The sequence below is a fragment of the Streptomyces sp. V3I7 genome (assembly GCF_030817495.1).
In the GTDB taxonomy this organism is placed as follows: domain Bacteria; phylum Actinomycetota; class Actinomycetes; order Streptomycetales; family Streptomycetaceae; genus Streptomyces.
On the sequence record NZ_JAUSZK010000001.1, the window covers coordinates 5125877 to 5152854 of the forward strand.

Sequence of the window (26978 nt, forward strand, 5' to 3'; positions counted from 1 at the left end):
AGGATGGGGGTCATGGCCAAGACCAGTACGACGACCCAGGGGCTGCGTGCCGCGATCGAGCGCAGCGGCTATTACCCGGCTCTCGTGGCCGAGGCGGTGGAGGCCGCCGTCGGCGGCGAGTCCATCCAGTCGTACCTGGTCCATCAGGAGACGACGTTCGACCAGAACGAGGTGCGGCGGCACGTGACCGTGCTGGTCCTCACCGGCACCCGGTTCATCGTGAGCCACACCGACGAGCAGGGCGCCGACGCCACGTCCCCGACGCCGTACGCGACGACGTCCACGGAGTCGGTGAAGATCGGCCGGATCTCGTCCGTCGTGGTCAGCCGCGTCGTCGCCAACCCGGAGCACTACGCGCCGGGCACGCTGCCCCGCGAGGTCGTGCTGACGATCGGCTGGGGCGCCGTCTCGCGCATCGACCTGGAGCCCGCCGCCTGCGGCGACCCCAACTGTGACGCCGACCACGGCTACACCGGCAACTCGACGGCGGACGACCTGAGCCTGCGCGTCAGCGAGGCGGGCGACGGCCCGGAGACGGTGCGTCAGGCGCTCGCCTTCGCGCAGGCCATCTCCGAGGCGACCGCGGACCCCACCCGCTGATGGTCCAGCCCGCCGCCTGGGACGAACCCGAACCCCTGGGCCTCGACACCGCGCCCGTGCCCGAGTACGGCACCGGCTCGCTCGCCGACCTGCTGCCGACCCTGGCCGCCGGCATGGCCGTACCCGGCATGACCGCCGCGATCCCGGAACTGACCCCGGCCGACCGCAACTGCGTCTTCCTGATCGACGGCCTCGGCTGGGAGCAACTGCGCGCGCACCCGGAGGACGCCCCCTTCCTGACCTCGCTGCTCGCGAGCTCGCGCGGTGGTACCGGCCGCCCGCTCACCGCCGGCTACCCGGCGACCACCGCCACCTCGCTCGCCTCCGTCGGCACCGGCCTGCCGCCCGGCGCGCACGGCCTGCCCGGCTACACGGTCCGCAACCCCGCCACCGGCGCGCTGATGAACCAGCTCCGCTGGCAGCCGTGGACCGACCCGCACACCTGGCAGCCGTACCCCACCGTCTTCGAGCTGGCCGAGCAGGCGGGCGTGCACGCCGCGCAGGTCTCCTCGCCCACCTTCGCGAGCACCCCGCTGACCAAGGTCGCGCTCAGCGGCGGAACGTTCCTCGGACGGCTGACCGGCGAGGACCGCATGGACGTCGCGGCCCGGCAACTGGCCGCCGCCGACCGCGCGTTGGTCTACACGTACTACGCCGAGCTGGACGGCGCGGGCCACCGCTACGGCGTTGCCTCCGACACCTGGCGCGGCCAGCTCATGTACGTCGACCGGCTCGTCCAGCGCCTGGCCGAACAGCTCCCGCCGCGCAGCGCGCTCTACGTCACCGCCGACCACGGCATGATCGACGTGCCCTTCGACGAGGAGCACCGCATCGACTTCGACACCGACTGGGAGCTGCGCGCAGGCGTCGCCCTGCTCGGCGGCGAGGGCCGCGCACGCCACGTCTACGCCGTGCCGGGCGCCGAGAACGATGTCCTGACCTGCTGGCGCGAGGTGCTCGGCGAGCAGTTCTGGGTGGCGTCGCGGGACGAGGCCATCGCGGCGGGGTGGTTCGGCCCGAAGGTCGACGAGCGGGTGTACGCCCGCATCGGCGACGTGGTCGCGGCCGCCCACGACGACGTCCTGATCACGGCCTCCGAACGGGAGCCGAAGGAGTCACTGATGGTCGGCAACCACGGCTCGATGACGCCGGCCGAGCAACTCGTACCGCTGCTCGAAGTACGCTCCTGACCCCCCTCGACGACCCACCCCAGAGACCCACGACCTCGCCGAAAGGTGCTCACCCTCCCATGCCCGAGCTGGTGTTCTTCTCCGGAACGATGGACTGCGGGAAGTCGACGCTGGCTCTCCAGATCGAGCACAACCGCTCGGCGCGCGGCCTGGCCGGCCTCATCTTCACCCGCGACGACCGCGCCGGCGAGGGCAAGCTGTCCTCCCGCCTCGGCCTGGTCACCGACGCGGTCGAGGTCGAGGACGCCCAGGACCTGTACGCGTACATCGTCGAGCACCTCTCGCAGGGCGGCCGCGCGGACTACGTGATCGCGGACGAGGCGCAGTTCCTGGCGCCGGAGCAGATAGACCAACTCGCGCGCGTCGTCGACGACCTCGAGATAGACGTCTACGCCTTCGGCATCACCACCGACTTCCGCTCCAAGCTGTTCCCCGGCTCGCAGCGGCTGGTGGAGCTGGCCGACCGGGTCGAGGTGCTCCAGGTCGAGGCCCTGTGCTGGTGCGGCGCCCGCGCCACGCACAACGCCCGCACGGTCGGCGGCGAGATGGTCGTCGAGGGCGCCCAGGTCGTCGTCGGCGACGTCAACCGCATGGGCGGCGAGGTCGGCTACGAGGTGCTGTGCCGCCGCCACCACCGCCGCCGCATGACGGCGGCGACGTCACGCGCGGCGGCACTGTCGCCGGACGTGCTGCCGGTCTAGGACGTCCCGGGCGGGACTCCGCCCGGGAATCCGACTCAGCGTCCCTTCGGGAATCCCGCTCAGCGCCCCTCTGGAATTCCGCTCAGCGCCCCCTCTGGATCACCGAGAACCGCGCCCCCTCCGGATCCTCCACCGTCGCCACCCGCCCCCGCTCGCTGTCGCGGGCCGGTGTCAGCACCCGGCCGCCCAGGCCCAGGACCCGGCGCAGCGCTTCGTCCGTGTCGGCGACCTCGAAGTACGTCATCCAGTGCGGCCCCCGCTCCCGCGGCAGGCCGCGGCCCAGGCCGTGGATGCCGATGACCGGGCTGCCCGCAAGGTGCAGGGTCACGTAGTCGAGCTCGGCCGAGACCGCCGGCTCCTGCTCGTAGGCGAACAGGGTGGCGTAGAACTTGGCGACGGTCACCGTCTCGAAGGTGAGCAGCTCGTTCCAGGCGGGGGTGCCGGGCACACCGGTGACGGTCGCGCCGACGTGCTGTGCCGCCTGCCAGATGCCGAACACGGCGCCCGAGGGGTCGGAGGCGAGCGCGAGACGGCCCGACTCGGCCGCGTCGAGGGGGCCGACGCCGACCGTGCCGCCGCACAGCCGGACCGTGTCGGCGGTGCGGTCCACGTCGTCCGAGGCGAGGTAGGGCGTCCAGGCGACCGGGAGATCGCGGTCCGGGGGCAGCTGGCCGATCCCGGCCACCTCCTGCCCGTCCAGCAGCGCCCGGACACAGGGCCCGAGTTGCCGGGGCCCGGGCTCCAACTCCCAGCCGAACAGGGCCCCGTAGAACTCCTCGGTCGCGGCAAGCGAATGCACCATCAGACTCACCCAGCAGGGTGTGCCGGGCGTGCGCCCGGCGCGCCCGGCTCTGTTCGGGCCGTCCGACCCCCGTGCCTCGGTCATCGTCACTCTCTCCCCGGCCGCCCGGCGGTGGCCGTGTCACTTCCGCTCTGCGGACCGGTGTGCAGCCGCCGCGTGCACGCTCCGTGCCGATGCTCGCACCCTCCGACAGGGCGCACGTTCCGGCCGCGCCACTGCTCGGCGGTACCGCCGCAAGAGTGTCCCCATCGTTGACTTGGGCCCGTTCCCGGGCGAATGCCTCGGGAGGTCGTCGCGGGCAGCACAGCATGTGCCCGATCCCGTACGCCGCGTGATCGAGCGTGGCCGAGCGGCAGAGTATCCGTACCTGGACGATGCGGCCACCCCTGGCGTATGGATGGGGCCATGAACGACGCCATCATCACCGCGACGCGACTCGCCACCGACCTCGCGGGAGACCGTCCGCCCGTGCTGCTCGACGTCCGCTGGCAGCTGAGCCTGCCCACGCCGGGCAGCAGCGCGGACTTCGACGGACGGGCCGAGTACGCGGACGGGCACCTGCCCGGCGCCGTCTTCGTCGACCTGGACAAGGAGCTGGCCTCGGCCCTGGGCGCGCGCGGCCGTCATCCGCTGCCCGACCTGGCCGAGTTCGGCACCGCCATGCGCCGCGCGGGCGTGTCGGCGGACCGGCCGGTCGTCGTGTACGACGGCGGCCTGGGCTGGGCCGCGGCCCGCGCCTGGTGGCTGCTGCGCTGGACGGGCCACCCGGACGTCCGGGTCTTGGACGGTGGACTGGCCGCCTGGGACGGGCCGTTGTCGACGGAGGTGACCGTGCCGGCCGAGGGTGACTTCGAGCCCGCGCCGGGCGGGGCGGGGCTGCTCGACGCGGACGGGGCCGCCGCGCTGGCCCGTACCGGAGTGCTGTTCGACGCCCGCGCGGGGGAGCGGTACCGGGGCGAGGTCGAGCCGATCGACCGGGTCGGCGGGCACATCCCGGGCGCGGTGTCCGCGCCGACGAACGAGAGCGTCGGGCCGGACGGGCGCTTCCTGCCCGCGGCGGAGCTGAGGGACCGGTTCACGCGGCTCGGCGCGAACGACGCGGAGCAGGTCGGCGTGTACTGCGGATCGGGTGTCTCGGCCGCCCATGAGGTCCTTGCGCTCGCGATCGCGGGCATCCCGGCGGCGCTGTACGCGGGTTCGTGGTCGGAGTGGTCGGCGGACCCGTCCCGGCCGGTCGCCGTCGGGCCCGATCCTCAGTAGCCCGGTCTTCGGCAGCCCGATCCTCAGTAGGGGTTACGCCTCATCAGCCGGACGTGGGGGCTCGCTCCCGAGCCCCCACTCCGTACGGCTGCCTACTCCTGCTTCTTGCGGCGCGTCCCGAAGACGATCTCGTCCCAGCTGGGCACGGCCGCCCGGCGTCCGGGACGGACCCCGTCGGCCTCCGCCTGACGGTCGGTGGCGCCGATGAGCCGGTCGCGGTGGCTGGCGACCGAGCGCGGCATGAGCACGTCGGCGTAGGCGGAACCGGCCGAGGCCGCCGGAGCGGGAGGCTCCTCCTCCGTGGCTTCGGACTCGGGCTCCTCGGGGGAGTCCACCGGACGTTCCGGAACCACCAGGTCACCCCGGAAGCTCGGCACCGCCTCCAGCAGGCTGGTCAGCGAGTCGCGCTCGCCGGTCGTCTCCTCGTCCGGTTCGGACGCCTGCGCCGGCAGGTTCGGCCGCTCCCGGTCCAGGGTTCGGTCCGTCGTGCGTTCGCGCGGCAGGCGGGCGATGCGGGGGACGAACGGGAAGCTCGGCTCCGGTGCGGCGAGATCGTCGGACTCGCCGATCAGCGAGCGCGCCTCGTCGTCGACGGCCTGGACGAGCCGCCGGGGCGGGTCGTACGTCCAGCTCGCCGAGTGCGGTTCGCCCGCGACCCGGTAGACGAGCAGCACCTCCCAGGTGCCGTCGTCGCGGCGCCAGGAATCCCACTGCACGGTGTCCTTCTCGGCGCCGCGCAGCAGCAGCCGCTCCTGGACGGTCTCGCCCAGCGGGGGACCGGAGTTCTCGCCGGGTCTGCGGACCGGGGTCTTGCGGGCCCGCTCCGCCATGAAGGCGCGCTCGGCGAGCACCGGGCCCTCGAACCGGCGTACGCGGTCGACGGAGATGCCGGCGAGCTGGGCGACCTCTTCCGCGGTGGCACCCGCGCGTATACGGGCCTGGATGTCGCGGGGGCGGAGATGGCTCTCCACCTCGATCTCGATCTGACCGAGGCGGGGGCGGTCGCCGCGTACGGCGGCGCGCAGCCGTTCGTCGATGGGGAGGGTGTACTCCGTGGAGTCGGCAGCCTTCAGCACCAGCCGTGTGCCGTCATTCGAGACGGCCACGACACGCAGTTCGGGCATGGGGACCTCCCGGGTGGTGCCTGCCGACGTCACGTGCGTCGCTGCTTCCGCTAGTCGAGTGTGGCCTGCCCGGGTGCAGCCTGCCACAACCTTGCCGAGTTGCCCGGCGTGTCGGGCACGGGCCCTGGGTCGCCGTTATGGCACGGTTACCTATTCGCAACGCTAAGTGACCAACTCCGTCACCCTGTGCAACAAGCCCCCTCCCGGCGGTCCAGCAAGGGCGCGGGCGCCCTGGCGGGAGGCCGAGCCCAGGGCTCGAAACAGTACTCCATTTGGGCCACGTGCGTGGATTGGCGCGCCGCCCAACTTCTGGCAAGGGGTGCGACTTGGCCGCGTGGTACCCCGTTTGCGCGATGACGAACGTGGCGTACTTCACGTAATCGTCAGAAACGGAACTAAGGGTTTCGTTCGTACGTCCCTTTCTCGTGCAGTGGACCCATCAAGGACGGGAAAGGCAGGCAAGGTACGGGAATGAGCGCAAGGCCCGATGCCAAGAGGAAGCGGCGGATCGATCTGAGCGTCGCTCAGGTCGCGAGCACCGCGCTGGGCGCGGTCGGGGCGGCCAAGCTCGCCTCCAGCTTCGGCGTCTACGGCACGATTCTCGGTGCCGGCGTCGTCAGCGTCCTTGCCACCTGCGGAGGTTCCGTCCTGCAGGCCGTCTTCCGGCGCACCGGTGAGCAGATCCGCGAGGCGGCCGTCTCCACCCGGTCGACGAGGCAGAAGCCGGAGCAGGGTTCCCGGGCCGTCGACGAGTTCACGGGCGGCACCGTCTACCGCGCGCGGGTCCGCAGCTGGCGCCGCCCGGTGCTGGCCGCCGCCGTCGTCTTCGGGGTCACCATGGCCGGAATCACCGTCTACGAGCTGGCGTCCGGCGACAGCTTCAGCGGCGGCACGGGCACCACGGTCAGCAACGCCGTCACCGGTCACTCCCAGCGGGCGACCAAGTCCCCCGACAGCGAGCCGGGTTGGTCGCCCACGCCGACCACGTCGTCGTCGGGCGGCGGCACCTCCTCGGGCGGTGCCGCGTCCGGCGAGACCCCTCAGGGCACCACTCCTTCGAGCGGCGCACCGACGGACCGTTCGACGACGTCCGGTCCGGCGACGCCCGAGCCGCGTACGTCGAAGGCAAGCGGAACCCCGGCCCCCGCGCCCAGCGGATCGGTCACGGCCCCAGCACCCTCCGCAGATAGCGGTTCCCGAACCGCCTCTCCGGATCCAGTCGTTCCCTCACTGCCGTGAACTCGCCGAAGCGCGGATAGACCTCGGCGAGGTACTCCGCGTCCCGCGTGTGGACCTTTCCCCAGTGCGGGCGGCCCTCGTGCGCGGTGAGGATGCGCTCGGCGGCGGTGAAGTAGGCGTGGTACGGCGTGCCCGTGAACATGTGGAGGGCGACGTACGCGCTGTCCCGGCCCGAGGCGGTGGACAGGGTGATGTCGTCGGCCGGGGCGGTGCGCACCTCCACCGGGAAGCTGACGCGCAGGCGCGAGCGCTCGACCATCGCCCGGAGGGCGCGCAGCGTCTCCGTGAGCGCCTCGCGCGGGACGGCGTACTCCATCTCCATGAAGCGCACCCGGCGCGGCGAGGTGAACACCTTGTACGGGATGTCCGTGTAACTCCGCGCGGACAGGGCCCGGCTGGAGATCCGGGCGATGACCGGGATGGTCGCGGGCGCCGCCCGGCCCGCCCACTGGGCCACCTGGAACACGCCGTTGGAGAGGAACTCGTCCTCGAACCAGCCGCTGAGCCGCCCGACCGGCTGCTCCGGGCCGGCGCTGCGGTTGTTGCGCTTGGTGTTGGTGCTGCCGGTGTGCGGGAACCAGTAGAACTCGAAGTGCTCGTTCTCGGCCCAGAGTTGATCGAACTCGGCCAGTACCCGGTCGAGGGGCATCGGCTCCTCGCGCGCGGTGAGCAGGAAGAGCGGCTCCACGGCGAAGGTGATCGCGGTGACGATGCCGAGCGCGCCCAGGCCGACGCGGGCGGCGGCGAAGACCTCGGGGTTCTCCCGCGCCGAGCAGGTGAGCACCGAACCGTCCGCCGTGACCAGTTCCAGGCCCCTGATCTGGGCGGCGAGGGAGGCGGAGTCGCGGCCGGTGCCGTGGGTGCCGGTGGAGACGGCTCCGGAGACCGTCTGCTCCATGATGTCGCCCATGTTGGTGAGCGACAGACCCTCCCGGGCCAGGGCCGTGTTGAGCCTCTTGAGCGGGGTGCCCGCCTCCACCGTGACGGTCATGGAGTCCCGGTCAATGGAGCGGATCCCGGTCAACAGTTGAGGGCGGATCAACACGCCGTCGGTGGCGGCGATCGAGGTGAAGGAGTGCCCGGTGCCGACCGCCTTCACCGTCAGGCCGTCCTCGGCGGCCCGGCGCACGGCCGCCGCCAGTTCGTCCACCGAGGCGGGCGTCACCTCGCGCGCGGGGCGCGCGGCGACGTTCCCCGCCCAGTTACGCCACAGGCCGTTCCGCCCGTTCGCCGTGCTGCTCAACGGTGCCTCCCCCACCCGTGACCGCCGGCCTGCTGAGCCGGCGGTACCCGAGGAGACCGAGCGTGACCGCGACGGCCCCGGACGCGACCGGAACCCCGTACCCGGCGTGCGCTCCGGCCGCGTCGATCACCCAGCCGGCCGCGGAGGAGCCGAGCGCGACACCGACCGCGAGGCCGGTGCTCACCCAGGTCATCCCCTCGGTGAGCTTCGCGCGAGGTACGTGCTCTTCGATGAGGGACATCGTCGTGATCATCGTGGGTGCGATGAACAGGCCCGCAGCGAACAGCGCCACGGCCAGAAACACCAGGTCTCCGACCAGTAGGAGGGGGATCATACTCGCGGCCATCGCACACACGCCCAGCAGCCACCGGCGCGCGGGCGGCCCGGAGAAGCGCAGCAGCCCGAAGAACACCCCGGACACGCACGAACCCGCTGCGTACAGCGCCAGGACCACGCTCGCTGCGCCCTTGTGGCCGCGTTCGTCGGCGAAGGCGACGGTGACCACGTCGACCGCGCCGAAGTTCGCCCCCGTCGCCACGAACGTGCCCACGAGCACCCGGAGTCCGGTCGAGCGCAGCGCGGAACCGGCGCCGTGACGGTCGCGCGGATGGGGCTCGGGCTCGGTGGCGCGCTGCGAGGTCAGCCAGAAGACGCCGGCCGCCAGGAAGCACGCGGCCAGCAGCGGCCCCGCCTCCGGGAACCAGGCCGTGGAGAGCCCGATGGAGATGATCGGCCCGAAGATGAAGCAGATCTCGTCCATCACGGACTCGAACGAGTACGCGGTGTGCAGCTGCGGGGTGCCCCGGTACAGGGCGGCCCAGCGGGCCCGGACCATCGCGCCGAGGCTCGGCACCGTACCGATGGCGGCGGCGCAGACGAACAGCACCCAGTCCGGCCACCGGAAGTGCGCGCAGAGCAGCAGCGCGCCGCCCGCGGTGAGCGCCACCAGGGTCGCCGGTCGCAGCACCCGGCGCTGGCCGTACTGGTCCACCAGCCGGGAGATCTGCGGCCCGATCGCCGCCGCGGACAGCGCGATGGTGGCCGACAGCGCGCCCGCGAGCCCGTACCGCCCGGTGAGCTGGGAGATCATCGTGACCACACCGATGCCCATCATCGCCAGCGGCATCCGGCCGAGCAGGCCCGCTGCGGAGAAGGCCTTGGTGCCGGGAGCGGCGAACAGGGCGCGATAGGAGCTGGGCACGGGGGTCTCCGGCGACTCGGTAAGGCGTGAAGGCGGCGATACAGCTTACGAGTGCGGCAACCCTCCCGCACACGGGATATTCCGGCCGGAGAACCGGGCGACCGGGGCCGCGCTCGCGCCCCGGCCGGAGCAGTGCCGCGGAGGCGTGGTTTCCGGGCTGTCAGTGCCGGATGGCAGGATCGAGGCATGCCAGAAGCGCTCGACCCCAGTCCCTACGACGCCCTGCTCCTGCTCTCGTTCGGCGGCCCCGAAGGCCCGGACGACGTCGTCCCGTTCCTGGAGAACGTGACGCGCGGGCGCGGCATCCCCCGGGAACGCCTCAAGGAGGTCGGGCAGCACTACTTCCGGTTCGGCGGGGTCAGCCCGATCAACGAACAGAACCGCGCCCTGCTGGACGCCCTCCGCAAGGACTTCGCCGGCCACGGCCTGGACCTGCCGGTCTACTGGGGCAACCGCAACTGGGCGCCGTACCTCACCGACACCCTGCGTGAGATGGCCGCCGACGGCCGCCGCCGCGTCCTGGTGCTGGCCACCAGCGCCTACGCCTCCTACTCGGGCTGCCGTCAGTACCGCGAGAATCTCGCCGACGCGCTGGCCACGCTGGAGGCCGAGGGCATGGAGCTCCCGCGGGTCGACAAGCTGCGGCACTACTTCAACCACCCCGGCTTCCTCGAGCCCATGATCGACGGCGTGCTCCAGTCCCTCGCCGGCCTTCCCGAGGACGTCCGCGACGGCGCCCACATCGCGTTCACCACCCACTCCATCCCGACCGCCGCCGCCGACACCTCCGGCCCGGTCGAGGACCACGGCGACGGTGGCGCGTACGTCGCACAGCACCTGGACGTTGCCCGGCTGATCGCCGACGCCGTCCGCGAGCGCACCGGCGTCGACCATCCCTGGCGGCTCGTCTACCAGTCCCGCTCCGGCGCCCCGCACATCCCGTGGCTGGAACCGGACATCTGCGACCACCTGGAAGAGCTGCACGGCTCCGGCGTCCCGGCGGTCGTCATGGCGCCCATCGGCTTCGTCTCCGACCACATGGAGGTCCTGTACGACCTCGACACGGAGGCCACCGCCAAGGCCGCGGAACTGGGCCTGCCGGTGCGCCGTTCGGCCACCGTGGGCGCCGACCCGAGGTTCGCCGCCGCGATCCGCGAGCTCGTCCTGGAGCGCGCCGCCGCCGAGAGCGGGCACGACGTCACGCCCTGCGCCCTGGGCGCGCTCGGCGCGAGCCCCGACCGCTGCCCGGTCGGCTGCTGTCCTGCCCGTACCCCTCGCCCCGCAGCCGCGGGCGCCGACAGTCCCTACGCGTGAGGAGCCCCGTGACCCGCCCCCTTCGAGACCCCCTGCACTCGGATCTGCTCGCGCTGGCCCAGGAAGCCGCCCTCCGCGCGGGCGAACTCCTGCGGGACGGGCGCCCGGCCGACCTCGCGGTCGCCGCGACCAAGTCCAGCCCGATCGACGTCGTCACCGAGATGGACATAGCGGCCGAGAAGCTGATCACCGACCTGATCTCCGGCCACCGCCCCGACGACGGCTTCCTCGGCGAGGAGGGCGCCTCCAGCGAGGGCACGAGCGGGATCCGCTGGGTGATCGACCCGCTCGACGGGACGGTCAACTACCTGTACGGGCTGCCCACCTGGGCCGTGTCCATCGCGGCCGAGCAGGACGGGGAGACGGTCGTCGGAGTGGTCGCCGCCCCGATGCGCGGTGAGACGTACCAGGCGGTGCGCGGCGCCGGCGCCTGGGCCACGGGCGCCTGGGAGGGCGAACGCGCGCTCGCGTGCCGTCCGGCCCCGCCACTGGAGCAGGCCCTGGTCTCCACCGGCTTCAGCTACGTCGCCGACGCTCGCGCCCAGCAGGCCGCGATCGCCGCGCGCCTGATCCCGCTGGTCCGTGACATCCGGCGCAGCGGCTCGGCCGCGATCGACCTGTGCGACGTGGCGGCGGGCCACCTCGACGGCTACTACGAGCGCGGCCTCAACCCGTGGGACTATGCGGCGGGGGACCTCGTCGCCCGGGAAGCGGGCGCGCTGACCGGTGGACGTCCCGGAGAGCGCCTCTCCCGCGATCTGGCCATCGCCGCACCTCCCGGCGTCTTCGAGCCGCTCCAGGGGCTCCTGGAGGACTTCGGCGTCTGACCGGCCGACGACCGACATCGGAGAACGACTGTGGGGCCCCGGCGAAGTCCGCCGGGGCCCCACAGTCGTCCTGCGCGCACGTCAGGCGCTGGGCGCACCGATCTCCACGCCGTGTTCGGCGGCGAGGCGGCGCAGGTCGTCGAGTTCGCCCTGCTCCACATCGACGAGGAAGTCGTCGCCCTCGTCGCGGGCACGCGACAGGTCGGACTCGGTCGCCTTTATGCGCTGCAGAAGTCCTGCGGTGAATGCGTCCATGCTGCGCCCCCTCGTCCTGGGTCGTGGGTCGGTGGCACGGGGGTGTGCCGTCGGAAAGAGGCGATCACGTCTGCTGCTGGTGCCCGGCGCAGCCCTGCCGGGCGGCGACGGTGCCGGACACCCACGCCCGCTCTGCGGGAAGCGGATCATGACGTACCGCGTGGTGCAGCGATACATGCAGAGCGTGATCCCGGGGTGTACAAGCCGTCCTCCCCCCGCTCCCGCGATGAGAAACCTCAACCGGAGGTGAAAATCCCGCCTCGTGACGTCGGCGCCCGGTGTCCGCGGGCCCCCCGCTCCCGGCTTACAGCCGACTTACGGCGGAAAGGGGCAGGATGGAGGCGCACCCCACGAAGACCCCTGCTCGCGGGCGCTCACCGTGCGCCATGCGGGTGGACACAGGAAGGACAAGCGACGTGCGCGTACTCGTCGTCGAGGACGAGCAACTGCTCGCCGATGCCGTGGCCACCGGACTGCGCCGGGAGGCCATGGCCGTCGACGTCGTGTACGACGGTGCGGCCGCCCTGGAGCGCATCGGCGTCAACGACTACGACGTGATCGTCCTCGACCGCGACCTGCCGCTCGTGCACGGCGACGACGTCTGCCGCCGGATCGTCGAGCTCGGCATCCCCACGCGCGTGCTGATGCTCACCGCTTCCGGTGACGTCAGCGACCGGGTCGAGGGACTGGAGATCGGTGCCGACGACTACCTCCCCAAGCCGTTCGCGTTCAGCGAGCTCATCGCACGCGTGCGCGCGCTCGGCCGGCGCACCAGCATGCCGCTGCCGCCCGTCCTGGAGCGCGCCGGCATCAAGCTCGACCCCAACCGCCGCGAGGTCTTCCGCGACGGCCGGGAGGTCCAGCTCGCGCCGAAGGAGTTCGCCGTGCTGGAGGTGCTGATGCGCAGCGAGGGCGCCGTCGTCTCCGCCGAGCAGCTGCTGGAGAAGGCGTGGGACGAGAACACCGACCCGTTCACCAACGTCGTGCGCGTGACGGTCATGACCCTGCGCCGCAAGCTGGGCGAGCCGCCCGTCATCGTCACCGTCCCCGGCTCCGGCTACCGGATCTGACGTCTCGTGGCCACGACACCCGCGCCGCCCCAGCTGCCCCCGAAGCCGACCTGGGACCCCCGAAGGGCCCAGGCCCCGTTCCCCTGGCTGCGTCCGACGATCCGTATACGGCTCACGCTGCTGTACGGCGGCATGTTCCTGATCGCCGGCATCCTGCTGCTGTCGATCATCTACCTGCTGGCCGCGCAGGCGCTGAACACGGGCAACGAACCGCTGTTCAAGATCGTCAGCGGTACCGACATCAGGGTCTCCAGCGAGAACTGCCGCGCGATCAACACGACGAGCCTGCCGCTGTCCGACTTCAACGCCGCGATCAGCCAGTGCATCGACCAGCAGCGCCAGCACGCCCTGGACAACCTGCTCAGCCGCTCGCTGCTGGCCCTGCTGGGTCTCGCGATCATCGCCTTCGCGTTCGGCTACGCCATGGCCGGCCGCGTGCTGACCCCGCTCGGCCGGATCACGCGCACCGCGCGCGCGGTGGCGGGTTCGGACCTGTCTCGCCGTATCGAGCTGGACGGCCCGGACGACGAGCTGAAGGAACTGGCCGACACCCTCGACGACATGCTGGACCGGCTGCAGCGCGCCTTCACCGCACAGGAACGCTTCGTCGGGAACGCCTCGCACGAGCTGCGCACCCCGCTCGCGATCAACCGCACGCTGCTCGAAGTGCATCTGTCCGATCCGAACGCGCCCGTGGAGCTCCAGCAGCTGGGCAAGACGCTGCTGGCGACCAACGAGCGCAGCGAGCAGCTCGTGGAGGGCCTGCTGCTGCTCGCCCGCAGCGACAACGAGATCGTCGAGCGCAAGCCCGTCGACCTTGCCGAGGTGGCCACCCAGGCCATCGACCAGGTGCACGCCGAGGCCCAGGCCAAGGGCGTCACGATCAAGGGCGAGCGCAAGCCCGTCATCGTCCCCGGCAACGGCGTCCTGCTGGAGCGGATCGCCCTCAACCTGGTCCAGAACGCGGTGCGCTACAACATCCCCGAGGACGGCTGGGTCGAGGTCTCCACCGAGGTCCAGAACGGGCACGCGGTGCTGACCGTGGCGAACACCGGGCCGGTCGTGCCCGCGTACGAGATCGACAACCTCTTCGAGCCGTTCAGACGGCTCCGTACGGAGCGCACGGGCAGCGACAAGGGTGTCGGCCTCGGCCTGTCCATCGCGCGCTCCGTGGCACGCGCACACGGCGGCCACATCTCGGCACACCCGCGCGAGGGAGGAGGGCTGATGATGCGTGTCACCCTGCCCTTCTGAGGGCACTCGCCCAACACGCGCGAAGCATGTTCGCTTTGCGCAGAATTATCGGGCATCACGAGGGTGTCAAATCGTGTGTGATCGATCACATGGACGGATTTCCGGCCATCTACTCTCCGTGATCATGAAGCCCGTGGAAAGCCCGGAAAATCCGGGTTTTCAGGGGTCTTGATCACGGGAAGTACACGGTGGGGCGCCTTTGAGGTGCGATATTCGGACCGTGTACGGTCCCCATCGCCATCCAAGCCGATCACTCTTGAGGAGTCCGGTTGGGTGTCGATTGAGTAACAGACCTTGATGTGAGGCAAAATCTCCGCCTCGGGTCGGGCACAAGTCCGGCCTCTCACGCGTTACGTGCGCTGGAGACACCCGCAGACACCCAGAGGGGGAGAGCGACATGGCAACCGATTACGACACTCCACGCAAGACCGATGACGACGTCGACTCGGACAGTCTTGAAGAACTGAAGGCCCGACGCAACGACAAGTCGACCTCCGCGGTCGATGTCGACGAGTTCGAGGCCGCAGAGGGCCTCGAACTCCCCGGCGCCGACCTGTCGAACGAGGAACTGGCCGTCCGTGTGCTGCCGAAGCAGCAGGACGAGTTCACGTGCATGAGCTGCTTCCTCGTCCACCACCGCAGCCAGCTGGCCCGCGAGAAGAACGGTCAGCCGATCTGCCGCGACTGCGACTGAGGGTGGGTCGGCCGTGTCTGGCTCGACCCCTCCTCGGAAGCGCCGCTTCCCTTTGAGGAAAGCGGACCAAGGGCCGTCCGACGGCCCGCAGCACGGCGCGCGTGACGACGAGCGGGGCTCATCCGGTACGGGGGCCTCGCTCGAGTCGGCCGCCCGGGGTGACCACCCGGACCCGGCCGAGCAGACGGGGCCCACCGCCCCGACGGGGGTGCCCCCGGCCGGCCCGGAGCCGAGCGGCCGGGGGAGAGCCGGAGCCGTCCGTGACAAGGCCCGGCTCGTGGCCCGCAGGGGCCGCGGCCACGCCAAGGCCGCCCTCGGGCACCTCGCGGACCGGATCATCGACATCGCGCCGCGGATCCCTGTACGGGATCTCGCCACCCTGCGGCGGCAGTTCCCGGGCCTCGGGCCCGAAGAGATCGCGGACAAGCTCAGCGCGGGCGCCGCGAACGCGACCTCGACCGTCGGGGCCGGTGTCGGCGCGGCGGCGATGCTGCCCGTACCGCCCGCGATGGCGGCCGAACTGGCCGCGGAGATCACCGGGGTCGCGGCGATCGAGCTGAAGCTGATCGCCGAGCTCTACGAGGTCTACGGCGTACGACCGCCGGGCGGCCTCAAGGAGCGCAGCACCGCGTATCTGTCCTCCTGGTCGGGGGAGCGCGGGATCGACGTGCTGAAACCGTCGACGATCAACACCGCCCTCGGCGGTCAGATGAAGCGCGAGCTGCGGCAGCAGATCATGAAGCGGTCGATGCGCAACATGCCCAACCTGATGCCGTTCATGATCGGCGCGGCGGTCGGGGCGGCGATGAACCGCCGCGACACCAAGAAGCTGGCCGGGCGGATCCGGTCCGATCTGCGCAAGATCCAGGTCCCGTGGGACGCGCTTGCCGGACTCCCGCCCCTGGAGCCCCCGGCGGAGCCCCTGCGTCCGGGCGACATCTTCCCCGCGGCCCATGAGGACCACGCGGGCTCCGAGGGGCGTCACGAGGAGCGTGACAACCCCGAGCTCTGACGCCGTCCGTGCGCCGTCGCCTACGCGGCCGGCCCGCGCGCGGCCTCGATCGCGGCGGCCAGCTTCTCCGGCTCGCGGCTCGACAGGTACAGGTACGGGGTCGGGTCCCGCGGGTCGGTGACCTCGACGCGCAGCGCCCTCGGGACGTACGCGCGCAGAAGCAGGAAGGCGCGGGTGTCGGCCTTGTGCGTGCGCCAGGCGCGCGCCTCCTCCGGGTCCAGGACCTCCGCGTCGCCCAGGGCCGACACCGGGATCTTCGCCTCGCCCGCGATCAGGTGCCCGCCGACGACGCGGATGCGGATCGAGCCGTACGCGCTGGCGACGACCGCCGCGGCCGCCGTGCCGCCCACCAGGCCGCCCAGCATCGGCAGGGTGCCGAAGGGGAGCAGGATCAGGGCGAACGAGACACCGACCAGGAAGCTGATCAGCCACCAGGAGCGGGGGGCGGTGAGGCGTTCTTCGTAGGGGGCGGCGGAGAGCTGCATGGAGTCAAGCTTGGCACGGTGTCGGGGCACACCCGACGCGCGGGTAAGGTCTGCGCCTGTGATGGGTGGATCGACGACTCTCAAGCCTCCGCTCGGCGCTGTGCCGCCGGTGCGGCATCCCGACGCTCCCGCGCCCGGCGAGCTCCTCGGCGCGCACTACGGCCAGTGCTTCGGCTGCGGGCACGAGCAGCCGCACGGGCTGCACCTTCAGGCGCGGGCCGGGGAGGGCGTCACCCTCACCGCCGAGTTCACCGTCCAGGCCGCCCACCAGGGCGCCCCCGGCCTCGCCCACGGCGGCGTGCTCGCCACCGCGCTCGACGAGACGCTCGGCTCGCTGAACTGGCTGCTGCGCACCGTCGCCGTGACCGGACGGCTGGAGACCGACTTCGTGCGGCCCGTGCCGGTGGGGACGACGCTGTACCTGGAGGCCGAGGTGACCGCCGTGGCCGGCCGGAAGATCTACTCCACCGCGACCGGGCGGATCGGCGGCCCCGAGGGGCCCGTCGCCGTCCGCGCCGACGCGCTCTTCATCGAGGTCAAGGTCGACCACTTCACCGAGCACGGCCGCAAGGAGGAGATCCAGGCGGCCATGAGCGACCCCGACCTCAAGCGCCGCACCCGCGCCTTCGAGGTGAACCCGTGAGCCCCGCCGACCCCACCGCCCCCTCCGACCCCGTGAGCCCCGTGACCCCCGATCCCGTGAACGTGCTGATCCGCCGCATCGACCCCGACGTACCGCTTCCGGCATACGCGCACCCCGGTGACGCCGGAGCCGATCTGCGGACGACCGAGAGCCGCGAACTCGCGCCCGGCGATCGGGCCGTGCTGCCCACGGGAGTGTCGATCGCCCTCCCCGAGGGGTACGCGGCCTTCGTGCACCCTCGATCCGGTCTCGCCGCCCGCTGCGGTGTCGCCCTGGTGAATGCCCCGGGGACGGTTGATGCCGGGTACCGTGGGGAGATCAAGGTGATCGTGGTGAACCTCGACCCGCGCGAGTCCGTGCGGTTCGAGCGCTTCGACCGGATTGCCCAACTGGTCGTCCAGCAGGTCGAGAAGGTCCGCTTCCAGGAGGTCGCGGAGCTTCCCGACTCGGTGCGGGCCGAAGGGGGCTTCGGGTCCACCGGGGGTCATGCCGCGGTGGGCGACGAGAGCGGCACAAACGGTCAGGCCGCCGACAGCGGTCGGACGGGTGGGAATCGATACGCTTCGGTCGTATCCGACCGGGAAGGACAGTGACGTGTTCGGACGTCGCAACAAGAAGGGTGCCGCCGAGGGTGCGGCCGGCGAGGCCGAGCAGGTCGTCGACAGCGTCGACACCGAGGCGGACGTAGAGCGTGTGCGGCTCGAGCCCGAGCCGCGGCCGGACGGGCCCTGGGACTCCTCCGAGGTGCGCGAGCCCGGCGAGGGCCGCGTGGACCTCGGCGGCCTGTTCATCCCGGGCGTCGACGGCATGGAACTGCGGGTTGAGGTCGCGGGCGACGCGATCGTCGCGGCGACCGTCGTGCTCCGCGACAGCGCCGTCCAGCTGCAGGCCTTCGCCGCGCCCAAGCGCGAGGGCATCTGGGGCGAGGTGCGCGAGGAGATCGCGAGCGGCATCACCCAGCAGGGCGGCATCATCGACGAGGTCGAGGGCCCGCTGGGCTGGGAGCTGCGGGCCCAGGTGCCGGTGCAGCTGCCGGACGGCACGAGCGGCTTCCAGGTGGTGCGGTTCGTCGGCGTCGACGGCCCCCGCTGGTTCCTGCGCGGTGTGATCTCCGGCCAGGGCGCGGTGCAGCCGCAGGCCGCCGGGCTGCTGGAGCAGATCTTCCGCGACACGGTCGTGGTCCGCGGCGAGGGCCCGATGGCCCCCCGCGACCCGATCGTCCTGAAGCTGCCGAACGACGCCCAGATGGTTCCCGAGGGCGTCCAGCAGGAGGAGCAGTCCGGCTCCCGCTTCTCCGGCGGCATGGGACAGCTCCAGCGCGGCCCCGAGATCACCGAGGTCCGCTGACCTCAGGCGACAGCGCGTACGTCAAGGGCCGTACCCCCGGCGGGGGGACGGCCCTTCGCGCTGTTCCCCCGCAACCGGCCTGGGCCGCCCCACATCCGTGGACGGCGGGACGCCGGGCGGTGATACTGACGCCCGGCCGACGGAGCCGACGGGGGAGGCGACATGAGCCGGGTGATCACCGAGACCATGGTGCGCGTCGAGGACGTGCACAGGTCCTACGGGCAGGGAGCCGGCGCCGTGCACGCGCTGCGGGGAGTCTCGTTTGAGATCCCGCGGGGCGAACTCGTCGCCCTCAAGGGGCGTTCGGGGTCCGGCAAGACGCCCCTGCTGAACATCGTCGAGGCCTCGACCTGCCCGACCGGGGGCGGATCGCCGTCGACGGACAGGACCTGACGGAGCTGGGCGAGAACGGACTGCCGGCCCTGCGCCGGGACCGGATCGGCTTCGTCTTCCAGTCCTTCGGGCTCATCCCGATCCTCACCGCCGCCGAGAACGTGGGCGTGCCGCTGCGGCTGCGCCGGGCCGATGCGCGCGAGCGCGAGGAGCGCGTCGAGCTGCTGCTCTCCCTGGTGGGACTCGCCGACCACGCGGCCCAGCGGCCCGGTGAGCTGTCCGGCGGCCAGCAGCTGGGGGTGCCCCCAGGCCCTCAAGGCACTGGGGGAGCGTCGCCATCGCCCGTGCCCTCACCAACAACCCCGCCCCGCTGATCGCCGACGAGCCGACCGGCCAGCTCGACGCCGAGACCGGTCTCGCCGGCATGGAGCTGCCGCGTGCCGTCGTCCGCGGCGAGCAGGTCACCGCGGTGGTCGCCACGCACGACGCGACCCTGCTCGAACCCGCCGACCGTGTGCTGGAGCTGAGCGACGGTCGGATCGTCGAGACCTGACGAGCGCCGCCCGGACCGACCCGTCAGGGTTGCGTCAAGGACGCCCTCTCGCCCACCCCATGTCCGATGCGCCGGAATCGCTGGCCGTAAGGTCGACGCTGCGTAGCGGCAGTCACGAGAAGACGATGGGGCCATGGCACGCGGAAAACTTCGGATCTACCTCGGCGCGGCGCCGGGCGTGGGCAAGACCTACGCGATGCTCGCCGAGGCGCACCGTCGCGTGGAGCGGGGCACCGACTGCGTGGTGGCGTTCGTCGAGCACCACGACCGGCCGCGCACCGAGGTGATGCTGCACGGTCTGGAGCAGCTCCCGCGCCGGGAACTGGAGCACCGCGACGCCGCCGTCACGGAGATGGACGTCGACGCCGTCCTGGCCCGCGGGCCCGAGGTGGCCCTGGTGGACGAGCTGGCCCACACCAACGTCCCCGGCTCCCGCAACGCCAAGCGCTGGCAGGACGTGGAGGAGCTGCTGGCCGCCGGGACCGACGTGGTCTCGACCGTCAACATCCAGCACCTGGAGTCCCTCGGCGACGTGGTCGAGTCGATCACCGGCGTACGGCAGCAGGAGACCGTGCCGGACGAGGTGGTGCGCCGGGCCGACCAGATCGAGCTGGTCGACATGTCCCCGCAGTCGCTGCGGCGGCGCATGGCGCACGGCAACATCTACCGGCCGGACAAGGTCGACGCCGCGTTGTCCAACTACTTCCGGCCCGGCAACCTCACCGCCCTGCGGGAGCTCGCGCTGCTGTGGGTGGCCGACCGGGTCGACGAGTACCTCCAGCAGTACCGCAGCGACCACCGGGTCTCGGCGGTCTGGGGCTCGCGCGAGCGGATCGTGGTCGGGCTGACCGGCGGCCCCGAGGGGCGAACGCTGATCCGCCGGGCCGCGCGGCTGGCCGAGAAGGGCGCCGGCGGCGAGGTGCTCGCCGTCTACATAGCCCGCAGCGACGGTCTCACCTCGGCCTCGCCCAAGGAACTGGCCGTCCAGCGCACCCTCGTCGAGGACCTGGGCGGCACATTCCACCACGTCGTCGGCGACGACATACCGGCCGCCCTGCTGGACTTCGCGCGCGGCGCCAACGCCACCCAGATCGTCCTCGGCTCCTCCCGCCGCAAGGCCTGGCAGTACGTCTTCGGGCCCGGCGTCGGCGCGACGGTCGCCCGGGACTCCGGCCCCGACATCGACGTGCACATCGTCACCCACGGCCAGGTCGCCAAGGGGCGCGGACTGCCCGTGGCCCGGGGCGCGCGGCTCGGCCGGGCCCGGATCGTCTCGGGCTGGCTGGTCGGGCTGCTGGGCCCGGTCGTCCTGGCGCTGCTGCTGAACACCGTCGACCTCGGCCTCGCCAACGACATGCTGCTGTTCCTGACCGTCACGGTCGCGGCGGCCCTGCTCGGCGGCCTCTTCCCGGCGCTGGCCTCGGCGGCCTGCGGCTCGCTGCTGCTGAACTTCTACTACACGCCGCCGATGCACCGGCTGACCATCGCCGACCCGAAGAACATCGTCGCCCTCGTGATCTTCATCGGGGTCGCGGTGTCGGTCGCCTCGGTGGTGGACCTCGCCGCCCGGCGCACCCACCAGGCGGCCCGGCTGCGCGCCGAGTCCGAGATCCTCTCCTTCCTCGCCGGCAACGTGCTGCGCGGCGAGACGAGCCTGGAGGAACTCCTCGAACGCGTCCGGGAGACCTTCGGCATGGAGTCGGCGGCCCTGCTGGAGCGGACCAGCGACGTCGAGCCGTGGACCTGCGCGGGCCGCGCCGGCACCGGACCCGAGCTCAGGCGCCCCGAGGACGCCGACGTGGACGTCCCCGCCGGCGACCACATGGCCCTCGCCCTGACCGGACGCGTACTGCCCGCCGAGGACCGCCGGGTGCTGGCCGCGTTCGCCGCGCAGGCCGCCGTCGTCCTGGACCGCCGCCGCCTCCAGGAGGAGGCCGACCGGGCCAGCGCGCTGGCCGAGGGCAACCGCATCCGCACCGCGCTGCTGGCCGCCGTCAGCCACGACCTGCGCACCCCGCTGGCCGGGATCAAGGCGGCGGTCTCCTCGCTCCGTTCGGACGACGTGGCCTGGTCCGGGGAGGACCAGGCGGAGCTCCTTCAGGGCATCGAGGAGGGCGCCGACCGCCTCGACCACCTGGTCGGCAACCTGCTCGACATGTCCCGCCTGCACACCGGCACGGTCACCCCGGTCGTCCGCGAGATCGACCTCGACGAGGTGGTCCCGATGGCGCTGGTCGGCGTACCCGAGGACAGCGTGGAGCTGGACGTCCGCGAGACCCTGCCCATGGTGGCCGTCGACCCCGGGCTGCTGGAGCGGTCGGTGGCCAACCTGGTGGAGAACGCCGTCAAGTACAGCCCGCCCGGCCGGCCCGTCCTGGTGTCCGCCAGCGCCCTGTGCGACCGGGTCGAGGTGCGGGTCGTGGACCGCGGTCCAGGCGTCCCCGACGAGGCCAAGGACCGCATCTTCGAGCCCTTCCAGCGCCACGGCGACGCGCCGCGCGGCGCCGGTGTGGGCCTCGGCCTCGCGGTCGCCCGCGGCTTCGCCGAGGCCATGGGCGGCACCCTCGACGCCGAGAACACCCCCGGCGGCGGACTCACCATGGTCCTCAGCCTCCGCGCCGTACCCTCCTCCACCGCCGCGGGAGCCGGGACCGTACAACCGGAAAGGCAGGTCTCATGACCCGGGTGCTGGTGGTCGACGACGAGCCGCAGATCGTGCGCGCCCTCGTGATCAACCTCAAGGCGCGGGAGTACGACGTCGACGCGGCTGCCGACGGCAGGACCGCCCTCTCCCTCGCCGCCTCCCGCCACCCCGACGTCGTCGTCCTCGACCTGGGACTGCCCGACATGGACGGCGTCGAGGTGATCAGGGGGCTGCGCGGCTGGACCCGGGTGCCGATCCTGGTGCTGTCGGCCCGGCACTCCTCCGACGAGAAGGTCCAGGCGCTCGACGCGGGCGCCGACGACTACGTCACCAAGCCCTTCGGCATGGACGAACTCCTCGCCCGGCTGCGGGCGGCGGTCCGCCGCGCCGAGCCCGTCGGCACCGGCGACGGCGACGTGACGACCGTGGAGACCGAGGGCTTCACCGTCGACCTGGCTGCCAAGAAGGTCAACCGCGGCGGCAGGGACGTACGGCTGACCCCGACCGAGTGGCACCTGCTGGAGGCACTGGTCCGCAACCCCGGCCGGCTGGTCGGACAGAAGCAGCTGCTGCAGGAGGTGTGGGGGCCGTCGTACGGGACCGAGACCAACTACCTGCGTGTGTACATGGCCCAGTTGCGCCGCAAGCTGGAGGCCGACCCCTCGCACCCGAGGCACTTCATCACGGAGCCGGGGATGGGGTACCGGTTCGAGCTGTGAGCCGCTCCGGCGCGGGGCGGGGCCCGGGCGTCGTGTTCCGGTTCCCCGACCTGGGTACCGGGCCGGTTCCCCGACCTGAGTACCGGGCCGCCGGTACGCCCTTGACGGTGCACCCCGGTACGCTGCCTGTATGAGTGCTGTCCCTCGTCCCGAAAAGCCGGTGGGCCGGTTCCGGCGCATGCTCGACCGGCTCTCCTCCTCCCAGGAGGACCTGGAGTCGGAGGAGCTGCGGGAGGACGCCGAGACCGCCGGTTGCACTCGGATCGGTGACTGTCACGACCGCCAGATCGTGACCGTAACTGGTACCTTGCGCACGGTCACCCTGCGTCCGCGCGCCGGAGTCCCGGCCCTGGAGGCCGAGTTGTTCGACGGCTCCGCAGCGCTGGAGGTGGTGTGGCTCGGCAGGCGCTCCATCGTCGGCATAGAACCGGGGCGCAAGCTGATCGCATCGGGCCGGATCTCGATGAGCCGGGGCCGCCGGGTGCTGTTCAACCCCAAGTACGAACTGAGACCCCTCGGACGGGAGTAGCCGGTGACGTCAGTCGACAAGCCGACCCAAGACACCCCTCACCAGGAGTCCCGGGCGGTGACCGAGGCCGCGCTGTTCGAGGCGTTCGGCGGCGTGCGCGGCATGGTTGAGACGGTCCTGCCCGGCCTCCTCTTCGTCACGATCTACACGATCACCAAGGACCTGCACTGGTCGGCGATCGCCGCGCTCGGCGTCTCGCTGCTGCTGCTCGTGACCCGGCTGGTGATGAAGGACACCGTCAAGCACGCCTTCAGCGGCGTCTTCGGCGTCGCCTTCGGCGTGATCTTCGCGATGTTCACGGGCAACGCCAAGGACTTCTACCTCCCCGGCATGCTCTACACGCTGGGCCTGGCGCTGGCGTACATCATCACGACCCTGGCCGGTGTCCCCCTGATCGGCCTGATCCTCGGCCCGGTCTTCAAGGAGAACCTCTCCTGGCGCACCCGCAACCCGGGCCGCAAGAAGGCGTACGCCAAGGCCAGCTGGGCCTGGGGCCTGATCCTGCTCGCCAAGTGCGCCGTCCTCTTCCCGCTGTACTGGTGGGCGGACACCACGCAGCTCGGCTGGGTCCTCGTCACGCTGAAGATCCCGCCCTTCCTGCTGGCCGTCTGGCTGACCTGGGTCTTCCTGGCGAAGGCGCCCGCGCCGATCGACGTGTTCGCGGAGATGGAAGAGGCCGAGAAGGCGGAGAAGGCCGAGAAGGCGGAGGGGGCCACCGCGGAGGCGGGACGGCACCGGCGCTAGGGCCTGTCCGGCGGATCAGGTCGCAGGAAAGCTGCGGCGCCTGATCAGTGCAAGCGAGTGGGGTTCGGCGCGTCCGGCTGCCAGACGGAGGAGGGCGTCGACGCGACGGGGGCCCCGCGCGAGCGGAGCCGAGCGGCGTGGGGGACTCGGCAACCGACGACAACGCCGCAGAGAGGCGTGCCAGACCCCGCGTCTGCGGTGATGCGCCGGACAGGCGCTAGGCGTAGCAGCCGTCGGAGCCGGTGTGAGGTGACACGGAGGAGGGGCGCCCCGGAAGCCCGGGGCGCCCCTCCTCCGTGTCACCGTGCGGCGGTCAGACGTCCTGTCGACGTACCGACAGCAGGTCCTCCAGCTGCTCCTCGCGGGCCGGGGCGGCCACGAACAGGAGCTCGTCGCCCGCCTCCAGGGAGTCCTCCTTGGAGGGGGTCAGCACGCGCGTGCCGCGGATGATGGTGACCAGCGAGGTGTCCTCGGGCCACTCCACGTCGCCGACCTGGGTGCCGGCCAGCGCCGACTCCTCGGGCAGGGTCAGCTCGACGAGGTTGGCGTCGCCGTGGCTGAAGCGGAGCAGGCGGACCAGGTCGCCGACGCTCACCGCCTCCTCGACCAGGGCGGACATCAGGCGCGGGGTGGAGACGGCGACGTCCACGCCCCAGGCCTCGTTGAACAGCCACTCGTTCTTGGGGTTGTTGACGCGGGCGACGACGCGCGGGACGCCGTACTCCGTCTTGGCGAGCAGCGAGACGACCAGGTTGACCTTGTCGTCGCCGGTCGCGGCGATGACGACGTTGCAGCGCTGGAGCGCCGCCTCGTCCAGGGAGGTGATCTCGCAGGCGTCGGCCAGCAGCCACTCCGCCTGGGGCACCCGCTCCACCGAGATGGCGGTCGGGGCCTTGTCGATCAGCAGGACCTCGTGGCCGTTCTCCAGCAGCTCGGCCGCGATCGAGCGGCCGACGGCACCGGCACCGGCAATGGCGACCCTCATCAGTGACCGCCCTCCTCTTCTGGGCCGCCGGCGAACGCCGCCTCGACCTTCTCGACCTCGTCCGTGCGCATCATCACGTGCACCAGGTCGCCCTCCTGGAGCACCGTCTGGGAGGTGGGCACGATCGCCTCGCCCAGACGGGTCAGGAACGCCACGCGGACGCCGGTCTCGTCCTGCAACTTGCTGATCTTGTGGCCGACCCACTTCGGCGAGGCGTGCACCTCGGCGAGCTGAACGCCCCCGGTGGGGTCGCGCCACAGCGGCTCCGCGCCCGAGGGCAGCAGCCGGCGCAGCATCTGGTCGGCCGTCCAGCGGACGGTCGCCACGGTGGGGATGCCCAGGCGCTGGTAGACCTCGGCGCGGCGGGGGTCGTAGATGCGGGCGGCGACGTTCTCCACGCCGAACATCTCGCGGGCGACGCGCGCGGAGATGATGTTCGAGTTGTCACCGCTGGAGACGGCGGCGAAGGCGCCGGCCTCCTCGATGCCCGCCTCACGCAGGGTGTCCTGGTCGAAGCCGATGCCGGTGACCCGGCGGCCGCCGAATCCCGGGCCCAGCCGGCGGAAGGCGGTGGGGTCGCGGTCGATCACGGCGACCGTGTGCCCCTGCTGCTCCAGGGTCTGGGCGAGAGCGGAACCCACTCTGCCGCACCCCATGATGACGATATGCATGGCTTTACACCGCGCTTCCGACAGGCCGTCCGGCCCGCGTAAATGTCGTGCTCATGTCTCTCTCTCGGCTCGCCAGGCAACACCTGCGGCCTGCGTGCCGGCCGCCCGGCACCATCATGCCCGCGGAATCGCTGTTGCGATCACCGCCTGGGCCAGGCTGTCACCTTCGATTGCCTGCGACCAAAATATCCGCAGAGCCGTGTCGTGCGGCGAGGGGGTCCCGCACGGGGTGAGCCCCGCCGGCGGACCGGAGGGGCTCACGTCGTGCTCGATGGTGCGCGGGGAGGCCGGCCGGCCTCAGTACACGTTGACGCCGTACGCGCTCAGCGCCTCGGTGACCGGCTGGAAGAAGGTCGTACCGCCCGAGGAGCAGTTGCCGCTGCCGCCGGAGGTCAGGCCGATCGCCGCGGAGCCGGCGAACAGCGAGCCGCCCGAGTCGCCCGGCTCGGCGCAGACGTTGGTCTGGATGAGGCCGTAGACGATCTCGCCGTTGCCGTAGTTGACCGTGGCGTTGAGGGCCTGGACGGTGCCGCCGTGGACGCCGGTGGTCGAGCCGCTGCGCGTGACGGACTCACCGACGTAGGCGTTGGCGGCGGTGGTGATGTCCTGGCTCGTGCCGTTGTAGAGGTTGACGCTCCCGGGGTGCGAGACGCCGGTGTTGTCGTAGCGGACGATGCCGTAGTCGTTGGTGGGGAACTGCGAGTCGAGGGTCGGGCCGACGTACGTGGTGAGGCCGGAGTTGGTGTACCAGCCCGGGAAGCCGTCCGTGCAGTGGCCCGCCGTCAGGAAGTAGTAGTTGGCGCCGTCGGTGACGTTGAAGCCGACGGAGCAGCGCCAGCCGGCGTCGGCGTAGATCGCGGTGCCGCCGTTGAGCAGCTTCCGGAAGGTGCCGCTCACGCGCTTGACGGTGACCGCGTCGCCGTAGGAGGCGGTGGCGGACTTCAGCTTGGCGAGTTCGGCGCGCGAGACGCTGCTGTCGGCGCTCACGACCAGGGTGTCGCTGCGCGGGTCCGTGGCCCACGCGGTGCCGGGTATGTCCGCGGCCTTGGCGGCGTCGCCCGCCTTGGCGAGCTGTGCGGAGCTGTGGGTGACGAGCCGCGGTGTCGCGCCGGCCTCGCGAACGGCCTGCGCGGCCTGCCGGGTGGTGACGTTGACGACCGAGGTCTTGGTCTTGCTGTCGTAGTACGAACCCGCGGTCCGGGTGGCACCGAGCGACTTGGCCACCGCGGCTGCGGCTGCGGGGGAGGCCTTGGCCGGGGTGGTGGCGGCCTGAGCGGTGGGCATGGTCAGTACGGTCGCCGCGAGCAGTCCGGAGGCCGTGGCGATCAGCCCGGCGCGCCGTGCACTGCTGAAGGTTCTGATACGCACTTGCTGGCTCCTGTGGGGATGAGGCAGACGCCAAGGTGGAGGGCGCGCGAGTGCATCTACTCGTCGTGCCCCTGACAAGCACGGAAGGGAGTATTCCGATGCCCCTGCGTAGTCGGCAAGTAGTAAGCGGAAGACTTTACGCGCGTAACACACTTTGGTGTGGACCTGCAC

At 71.9% G+C, this 26978-nt stretch carries 27 protein-coding genes and 1 pseudogene; 19 read left to right on the forward strand and 9 right to left on the reverse strand.

Going from position 1 to position 26978, the window contains the following annotated elements; all coding sequences use genetic code 11:
• The first annotated feature begins 12 nt into the window (after window positions 1-12).
• From QFZ74_RS23910 to QFZ74_RS23920, 3 genes are read left to right on the forward strand one after another with little or no spacing between them, the layout of a single operon-like run.
• On the forward strand, window positions 13-600 hold the full coding sequence (locus QFZ74_RS23910) for a DUF5998 family protein (RefSeq protein ID WP_307622866.1): 588 nt from the start codon (window positions 13-15) through the stop codon (window positions 598-600).
• Window positions 600-1790 (forward strand): alkaline phosphatase family protein, encoded by a 1191-nt coding sequence (locus tag QFZ74_RS23915; protein ID WP_307622867.1) that lies wholly within the window; start codon window positions 600-602, stop codon window positions 1788-1790. The genes QFZ74_RS23910 and QFZ74_RS23915 overlap by 1 nt, the downstream gene beginning before the upstream one ends.
• A gap of 59 nt (window positions 1791-1849) precedes the next feature.
• A complete protein-coding gene (locus QFZ74_RS23920; protein WP_307622868.1) occupies window positions 1850-2491 on the forward strand; it encodes a thymidine kinase in 642 nt (213 codons plus the stop codon).
• A gap of 82 nt (window positions 2492-2573) precedes the next feature.
• Here QFZ74_RS23920 and QFZ74_RS23925 read toward each other — a convergent pair whose 3' ends face one another.
• Window positions 2574-3377, reverse strand: coding sequence for a VOC family protein (locus QFZ74_RS23925; protein WP_307622869.1), 804 nt, complete (start codon window positions 3375-3377; stop codon window positions 2574-2576).
• Window positions 3378-3698: 321 nt separating this feature from the next.
• Between QFZ74_RS23925 and QFZ74_RS23930 the strand changes: the two genes are divergently transcribed.
• Window positions 3699-4553: a sulfurtransferase gene (locus QFZ74_RS23930; RefSeq protein ID WP_307622870.1), complete on the forward strand. Its 855-nt coding sequence runs from the start codon at window positions 3699-3701 to the stop codon at window positions 4551-4553.
• Window positions 4554-4645: 92 nt separating this feature from the next.
• Here the strand turns inward: QFZ74_RS23930 and sepH are convergent, their stop codons facing one another.
• Complete coding sequence (gene sepH, locus QFZ74_RS23935; RefSeq protein ID WP_307622871.1) at window positions 4646-5677, reverse strand: septation protein SepH; 1032 nt, start codon at window positions 5675-5677, stop codon at window positions 4646-4648.
• Between the two features lie 471 nt (window positions 5678-6148).
• Between sepH and QFZ74_RS23940 the strand changes: the two genes are divergently transcribed.
• Window positions 6149-6916 carry a hypothetical protein gene (locus tag QFZ74_RS23940; RefSeq protein ID WP_307622872.1) on the forward strand — a complete coding sequence of 256 codons (768 nt, stop codon included), beginning with the start codon at window positions 6149-6151 and terminating at the stop codon, window positions 6914-6916.
• On the opposite strand, the gene QFZ74_RS23945 is transcribed toward QFZ74_RS23940, so the two are convergent.
• Entirely contained in the window at window positions 6840-8159 is a 1320-nt protein-coding gene (locus QFZ74_RS23945) for a D-arabinono-1,4-lactone oxidase (RefSeq protein ID WP_307622873.1), read from the reverse strand. The two genes, QFZ74_RS23940 and QFZ74_RS23945, sit on opposite strands and share 77 nt — an antisense overlap.
• The gene (locus QFZ74_RS23950; protein WP_307622874.1) at window positions 8119-9360 is read right to left on the reverse strand and encodes an MFS transporter; all 1242 of its coding nucleotides are present in this window, start codon (window positions 9358-9360) and stop codon (window positions 8119-8121) included. The genes QFZ74_RS23945 and QFZ74_RS23950 overlap by 41 nt, the downstream gene beginning before the upstream one ends.
• 186 nt (window positions 9361-9546) lie before the next feature.
• Here QFZ74_RS23950 and QFZ74_RS23955 point away from each other — a divergent pair, with 186 nt between their 5' ends.
• Window positions 9547-10674 (forward strand): ferrochelatase, encoded by a 1128-nt coding sequence (locus tag QFZ74_RS23955; RefSeq protein WP_307622875.1) that lies wholly within the window; start codon window positions 9547-9549, stop codon window positions 10672-10674.
• 8 nt (window positions 10675-10682) lie between these two features.
• Entirely contained in the window at window positions 10683-11501 is an 819-nt protein-coding gene (locus tag QFZ74_RS23960; protein WP_307622876.1) for an inositol monophosphatase family protein, read from the forward strand.
• An 81-nt stretch (window positions 11502-11582) separates the two neighbouring features.
• On the opposite strand, the gene QFZ74_RS23965 is transcribed toward QFZ74_RS23960, so the two are convergent.
• Window positions 11583-11756 carry a hypothetical protein gene (locus tag QFZ74_RS23965; protein WP_307622877.1) on the reverse strand — a complete coding sequence of 58 codons (174 nt, stop codon included), beginning with the start codon at window positions 11754-11756 and terminating at the stop codon, window positions 11583-11585.
• Between the two features lie 416 nt (window positions 11757-12172).
• Here QFZ74_RS23965 and QFZ74_RS23970 point away from each other — a divergent pair, with 416 nt between their 5' ends.
• The 4 genes from QFZ74_RS23970 (at window position 12173) to QFZ74_RS23985 (ending at window position 15786) form a co-directional block, all read left to right on the forward strand.
• Entirely contained in the window at window positions 12173-12826 is a 654-nt protein-coding gene (locus tag QFZ74_RS23970) for a response regulator transcription factor (RefSeq protein ID WP_307622878.1), read from the forward strand.
• A 6-nt stretch (window positions 12827-12832) separates the two neighbouring features.
• Entirely contained in the window at window positions 12833-14080 is a 1248-nt protein-coding gene (locus tag QFZ74_RS23975; RefSeq protein ID WP_307622879.1) for a HAMP domain-containing sensor histidine kinase, read from the forward strand.
• A 397-nt stretch (window positions 14081-14477) separates the two neighbouring features.
• Window positions 14478-14774, forward strand: coding sequence for a DUF4193 domain-containing protein (locus QFZ74_RS23980; protein WP_005481602.1), 297 nt, complete (start codon window positions 14478-14480; stop codon window positions 14772-14774).
• Window positions 14775-14787: 13 nt separating this feature from the next.
• Window positions 14788-15786 (forward strand): hypothetical protein, encoded by a 999-nt coding sequence (locus QFZ74_RS23985; RefSeq protein ID WP_307622880.1) that lies wholly within the window; start codon window positions 14788-14790, stop codon window positions 15784-15786.
• A gap of 20 nt (window positions 15787-15806) precedes the next feature.
• Here the strand turns inward: QFZ74_RS23985 and QFZ74_RS23990 are convergent, their stop codons facing one another.
• A complete protein-coding gene (locus QFZ74_RS23990; RefSeq protein ID WP_307622881.1) occupies window positions 15807-16271 on the reverse strand; it encodes a DUF3093 domain-containing protein in 465 nt (154 codons plus the stop codon).
• Between the two features lie 61 nt (window positions 16272-16332).
• Between QFZ74_RS23990 and QFZ74_RS23995 the strand changes: the two genes are divergently transcribed.
• The 8 genes and pseudogenes from QFZ74_RS23995 to QFZ74_RS24030 all read left to right on the forward strand — a co-directional run bounded on the left by QFZ74_RS23995 (window position 16333) and on the right by QFZ74_RS24030 (window position 23783).
• Complete coding sequence (locus QFZ74_RS23995) at window positions 16333-16914, forward strand: PaaI family thioesterase (RefSeq protein WP_307622882.1); 582 nt, start codon at window positions 16333-16335, stop codon at window positions 16912-16914.
• 41 nt (window positions 16915-16955) lie between these two features.
• Window positions 16956-17507 (forward strand): dUTP diphosphatase, encoded by a 552-nt coding sequence (gene dut / locus QFZ74_RS24000; protein WP_307624263.1) that lies wholly within the window; start codon window positions 16956-16958, stop codon window positions 17505-17507.
• A gap of 1 nt (window position 17508) precedes the next feature.
• A complete protein-coding gene (locus tag QFZ74_RS24005) occupies window positions 17509-18261 on the forward strand; it encodes a DUF3710 domain-containing protein (protein ID WP_307622883.1) in 753 nt (250 codons plus the stop codon).
• Between the two features lie 162 nt (window positions 18262-18423).
• Window positions 18424-19147: pseudogene (locus QFZ74_RS24010) on the forward strand (ABC transporter ATP-binding protein).
• Between the two features lie 133 nt (window positions 19148-19280).
• Window positions 19281-21827, forward strand: a complete 2547-nt coding sequence (locus tag QFZ74_RS24015; protein WP_307622884.1) for a sensor histidine kinase KdpD — start codon at window positions 19281-19283, stop codon at window positions 21825-21827.
• Window positions 21824-22510 carry a response regulator gene (locus tag QFZ74_RS24020; protein ID WP_307622885.1) on the forward strand — a complete coding sequence of 229 codons (687 nt, stop codon included), beginning with the start codon at window positions 21824-21826 and terminating at the stop codon, window positions 22508-22510. Before QFZ74_RS24015 ends, QFZ74_RS24020 begins: the two co-directional genes overlap by 4 nt.
• A gap of 130 nt (window positions 22511-22640) precedes the next feature.
• Entirely contained in the window at window positions 22641-23039 is a 399-nt protein-coding gene (locus QFZ74_RS24025; protein ID WP_307622886.1) for an OB-fold nucleic acid binding domain-containing protein, read from the forward strand.
• A 3-nt stretch (window positions 23040-23042) separates the two neighbouring features.
• Window positions 23043-23783, forward strand: a complete 741-nt coding sequence (locus QFZ74_RS24030) for a DUF3159 domain-containing protein (protein ID WP_307622887.1) — start codon at window positions 23043-23045, stop codon at window positions 23781-23783.
• Between the two features lie 313 nt (window positions 23784-24096).
• Here the strand turns inward: QFZ74_RS24030 and QFZ74_RS24035 are convergent, their stop codons facing one another.
• From QFZ74_RS24035 to QFZ74_RS24045, 3 genes are all read right to left on the reverse strand, one after another.
• Window positions 24097-24768 (reverse strand): TrkA family potassium uptake protein, encoded by a 672-nt coding sequence (locus QFZ74_RS24035; protein WP_307622888.1) that lies wholly within the window; start codon window positions 24766-24768, stop codon window positions 24097-24099.
• Window positions 24768-25439 carry a TrkA family potassium uptake protein gene (locus tag QFZ74_RS24040; protein ID WP_307622889.1) on the reverse strand — a complete coding sequence of 224 codons (672 nt, stop codon included), beginning with the start codon at window positions 25437-25439 and terminating at the stop codon, window positions 24768-24770. The genes QFZ74_RS24035 and QFZ74_RS24040 overlap by 1 nt, the downstream gene beginning before the upstream one ends.
• 297 nt (window positions 25440-25736) lie before the next feature.
• Window positions 25737-26807: a S1 family peptidase gene (locus QFZ74_RS24045; RefSeq protein ID WP_307622890.1), complete on the reverse strand. Its 1071-nt coding sequence runs from the start codon at window positions 26805-26807 to the stop codon at window positions 25737-25739.
• Window positions 26808-26978 lie beyond the last annotated feature (171 nt).